This window comes from Streptomyces sp. NPDC058964 (assembly GCF_042741275.1).
In the GTDB taxonomy this organism is placed as follows: domain Bacteria; phylum Actinomycetota; class Actinomycetes; order Streptomycetales; family Streptomycetaceae; genus Streptomyces.
The window spans coordinates 1-3,965 of sequence record NZ_JBHYKH010000681.1 but is presented as its reverse complement, the minus strand read 5'-3'; the positions used below and the strand labels follow the sequence as shown (position 1 = coordinate 3,965).

6 protein-coding genes are annotated in these 3,965 nt (G+C 72.8%); 1 reads left to right on the top strand and 5 read right to left on the bottom strand.

Going from position 1 to position 3,965, the window contains the following annotated elements:
* Window positions 1-209 (top strand): hypothetical protein (locus ACFW2E_RS42905; protein ID WP_384476429.1); only part of this gene is annotated, 209 nt, incomplete at its 5' end.
* A 260-nt stretch (window positions 210-469) separates the two neighbouring features.
* Here the strand turns inward: ACFW2E_RS42905 and ACFW2E_RS42900 are convergent.
* The 5 genes from ACFW2E_RS42900 to ACFW2E_RS42880 form a co-directional block, all read right to left on the bottom strand.
* Window positions 470-1,138 (bottom strand): histidine phosphatase family protein, encoded by a 669-nt coding sequence (locus ACFW2E_RS42900; protein WP_384476426.1) that lies wholly within the window; start codon window positions 1,136-1,138, stop codon window positions 470-472.
* 76 nt (window positions 1,139-1,214) lie between these two features.
* A complete protein-coding gene (locus tag ACFW2E_RS42895) occupies window positions 1,215-1,625 on the bottom strand; it encodes an OsmC family protein (RefSeq protein WP_384476423.1) in 411 nt (136 codons plus the stop codon).
* Window position 1,626: 1 nt separating this feature from the next.
* Window positions 1,627-2,049 carry a universal stress protein gene (locus tag ACFW2E_RS42890; protein ID WP_384476421.1) on the bottom strand — a complete coding sequence of 141 codons (423 nt, stop codon included), beginning with the start codon at window positions 2,047-2,049 and terminating at the stop codon, window positions 1,627-1,629.
* A gap of 27 nt (window positions 2,050-2,076) precedes the next feature.
* Entirely contained in the window at window positions 2,077-3,351 is a 1,275-nt protein-coding gene (locus ACFW2E_RS42885; protein WP_384476417.1) for a YbfB/YjiJ family MFS transporter, read from the bottom strand.
* A gap of 214 nt (window positions 3,352-3,565) precedes the next feature.
* The coding region (locus ACFW2E_RS42880) for an aquaporin (RefSeq protein WP_384476413.1) at window positions 3,566-3,965 on the bottom strand (400 nt) is incomplete at its 5' end.

Sequence of the window (3,965 nt, the reverse complement as noted above, 5' to 3'; positions counted from 1 at the left end):
GAGTTGTCTTAACCGACGCGGCGGGCGTCCCCCCGGTGGGGCACGCCCAGGCACTCTGCCACCGGCGGGGGCGGGACTTCCGCCTGACGTCGGCGAGCGTCCCGGTACGTCGCGTCATCACGCTCGCCGGGCTCGCGGACCGGTTGCTCGCGGATGTGGATGGCCGTACGCGATCCGGCGGCGAACCCGTTGCGGGCGCGCGCCGTTGACGCGGCACGGCATCACATGTCCCCGCCTCGGTGGCAACACGCAACAGGTGCGGCGTACGGCCGACCCGATCGGCAGCCCTTCGAGGGACGGGGCTCACTGGGATTGGGTGCCGCGCGGTGAACGAGTGGATCGCCCAGGTGGCACACGGCCACGACCGTAACGCCCGTTTCCAGCACGAACAGCCCGTGCGCCTCATCTCGTCCGGCGGCTCATCCACCTGGTTCACCGGGTTCTCCGGCGGTGGAACGGGCGGTTGGGCTCAGCCGTTGAGCCCCGCGCTCCTGACGGGGAGGGCCGCTTCGGCGGGCGTCTGCGGCGAGGGGAGCGGGACCGCGTCGAACGCCGGACTGAAGTTCCAGCCCAACAGACTTGGCCTGGCGTCGTAGACCGCGAGCCGCCCGACGGAGGCGGTGCGCAAGGCCAGCTGCGCGCCTGCGGCGGCGGGCAGGCCGAGCCATCGGGCGGTCAGGATGCGGATGAGGTTGCCGTGGGTCACCAGAACCACGTCCCTGCCTCCGGCGAGCAGGCGGCGGGCACAGCCGAGCACGTAGTCCGCCCGTGCGGTGACCTCCGGCAGGCACTCACCCGTGCAAGCCGCGGACCGTACGGCGCTGTCCCACACGTCATGGCGGCACGGCGCCGCCTCGCAGCCCTCTTCGACGTTGTGCCCGTCGGGGAGCCGGTAGCTCCACTCCCGCAGATCCGCGCTGAAGTCGGCTTCGAGTCCCGCGAGCTTCGCGGTACTGCGGGCGCGCAGCGCCGGGCTGCACAGCACGTGGGCGTCACGGTGGACCGCCAGGTGCGGCCCCAGCAGGACTGCCTCGCGCTCCCCCGCGGGTGTCAGCGCGGGGTCGTCCCGACCGGTGTAGTACGTGCGGGACCGGTTCCACGCGGTCTCCGCATGCCGCACGAGGATGATCTGGCGCATGACGCACGTCGCCTTTCCGGGATGTGCGGCCGAGGCGGTCTCCGGGCGGCACGGGTCGCTCCGGGACCGCCCGCCGCTACTTCACTCCGAGGTCCGCCGGATCGGCGGTGTGCCCGGCGGGCACGGTGGTGATCGGCACTGATGCACTCAGCAGCCGGTGGACGGGGCAGCGCTCGGCCACGGACATGAGCCGCTGCCGCCGGCCGTCGTCCAGATCCCCGTCCAGGGAGATCTCCCGGACGACGGCCGGACCGTCGAACCGCAGTCGGACCCTGACGTCGCGCAGCGGCCATGCGTGGCGGTCCGCGTACATCCGCAGGGTCATCGAGGTGCAGGTCCCCAGGCCGGCGAGTACGAGCTCGAACGGGTTCGGTCCCGCGTCGCCGCCGACGGGGACCGGCTCGTCCGCGACCATCCGGTGCGGGCCGACGGCGACCGACCGGGCCACGCCCGCTCGCTCGGTGACCAGCACGTCGCGGGTACGCATGTCAGTTCCTTTCGGGCGCGAGGAGTACGGCGATCCTGCTGGCGTGGGCGACCGCGTCGCTGACGCTCGGGGTGAACCAGGACGCGAGGCGGCCACGGTGGTGCGGGCCGAGGACGATCAGGTCGGCGCCGAAGCGCTGCGCGGCGTCCTGCACGGCGGGTGCCACGTCGGACACAAGCCCGTCGAGCAGCTCACCGTCCGCCTCGACGCCCGCCCGGCGCAGGATCGAGACGGCGTCCTCCAGCGTGCGGTGCGCGGTGGAATCGTCCTCCAGCGGGACCACGGTGTCGTAGACGACGTCGGAGGTGTCGATGTGCAGGACCCGCACGGTCGCGCCGGTCAGTGCGGCGAGTTCGGCGGTGGTCTCGACGGCGCTGTGGAAGGCTGCGGTGCCGTCCACGGCGACCAGGATGCGGTGGAACATGGGGAACTCCTTGGATCTGTGAGCGGTTCAGCGCTCGGTGACGGACCGGTCGGCGGGAACGGCTACGGGGCCGGGAACCGGGGCCTCCTGGTGCGGGTGCTCGACGGGGCCGCGCTCGCGCTGGGCGAGGGAGACCACGGCGGAGACACCCAGCAGCACCACGGAGAGCCACAGGCCCTTGGCGATGCCGCCCGAGGAGTCCGACAGCAGGCCGGAGATCAGCGGGCCGACCGCCTGGCCGACGCTGAAGGCGACGGTCAGCAGGGCGATGCCGGACGTCCAGGCATGCTGCGGAAGCATCCGGCGGGCGAGCACGGTGACGGCGGTGGGTCCGGCCATGAACGAGCCGCCGAAGACGACCGCCGAGACGATCGCGGCGACGGTGCCGTGCCACAGCAGGACGGGCAGTACGCCGACCAGGACCACGACGGACACCAGTGTCGGGGCCGCGCCGCCGCGCAGCCGGCCGATGAGCCGGCCCCACACCAGCAGGGTCGCGGCCACGGAGGCCGCCCCCAGCACGATGAAGAAGGCCGCGGTGCCCCAGGTCTTCATGCCCTGGCCGTGCAGCAGGGCGATGACGAAGGTCATGTACGAGACGTAACCGGCGCCGAACAGCACGTACCAGACGAAGGTCGGTGCGAGCACCTTCAGGCCGGCCCCGCCGCGCTGGGCGACGGCCGCGCCGGTCACCGGGGCCACGTGCCGCGAGGCCCAGACCGCGGGACCGATGGCGACCAGGGCGAGTACGCCCATCAGCAGCCATCCGGCCTGCCAGCCGGAGACGCCCCACGCCGTCAGAGCCGCGGGGACCACGACACCGGAGAGCACCACGCCGATACCGACGCCTGCCATGTAGACGGCCACCAACCCGGCCGACCGGGACTGCTGTCCGCCGTTGTGGACGCGGGAGGCGAGCGCCGAGCCGACCACGAAGGTCACAGCGGTGCTCAGGCCGCCGACGAACCGCAGGACGGCGAGGCCGACGAAGTCCCCGGTGGTCGCCGAAGCCAGCAGGGCCACGGCGCTGATCACCATGGACCAGAGGAACACCGCCCGGGCACCGAAGCGGCGGGACCACCATGCCGCGGTGGCGGCGCCGATGATGTAGCCCAGCGCGTTGGCGGTGTTCATGCCGCCTGCCGAGGCGTAGCTCCAGTGCAGCTTCTCACGCATGGCCGGCAGCAGGAGCGCGTAGGCGAACCTGGTGAAGCCCAGTGCGACCACGGGACCTGCGGCCAGGCCCAGCGCGACCAGGAACTCCGGCCGCGGCTTCGCGACCGGGGAGGGCGCGGAGTTCATCGCGGGCCCCCGAGGATTCGAGGGAGTCGTGTCGGACATCGTAGATAGCCTTTCTCGGGTGATTCGGATGGTTCGAACGCTGGGACCGAGGGGCGGTCCCGTCGCGCACGTCCGGTACCAACCGCCCTGCGTCGGGCGGCAATGGCCGGTTGCCGGGCCATGGATCCCACGGATCCGGCCACTGGTCGGGGGCCCGGCTTCGGGGCGCCCGCTGCTACGACTCCGCCGCCGGCCGGACCCGGACGTGGCAGGAGTGCCGCTCGCACAGCGGACAAGCCAGCGGCGCCGCCGACGGCATCCGGGCGCGCACCATGGCGAAGAGGCCTGCTCCGACGAGCGGTGCCGTCAGGTAGACCCACAGCCAGGTGAAGTCCCCGGAGAACAGTTCCGGGCCGAACTGCCGGGCCGGATTGAAGCTGCCGCCCGCCCCCTGGCCGACCAGCAGGATCAGCCCGGCAACCGCGCCGCCCGCGGCCACGGGCACCGAGAACGGCGGCCGGGGCCGTACCGCGACGAAGACCACAACGGCGAGCATCACCGCCGTGGCCGCGGCCTCGGCGATGAAGACCACGGTCCACGGCACGCCGTCGGCCGCCCTGACGGCGGCGTAGCCG

Coding starts and splice junctions, on each gene's coding strand:
- ACFW2E_RS42890 (WP_384476421.1), bottom strand. CDS start 2,049: ATGTTCCACCGCATCCTGGTCGCCGTGGACGGCACCGCAGCCTTCCAC.
- ACFW2E_RS42900 (WP_384476426.1), bottom strand. CDS start 1,138: ATGCGCCAGATCATCCTCGTGCGGCATGCGGAGACCGCGTGGAACCGG.
- ACFW2E_RS42895 (WP_384476423.1), bottom strand. CDS start 1,625: ATGCGTACCCGCGACGTGCTGGTCACCGAGCGAGCGGGCGTGGCCCGG.
- ACFW2E_RS42885 (WP_384476417.1), bottom strand. CDS start 3,351: ATGAACTCCGCGCCCTCCCCGGTCGCGAAGCCGCGGCCGGAGTTCCTG.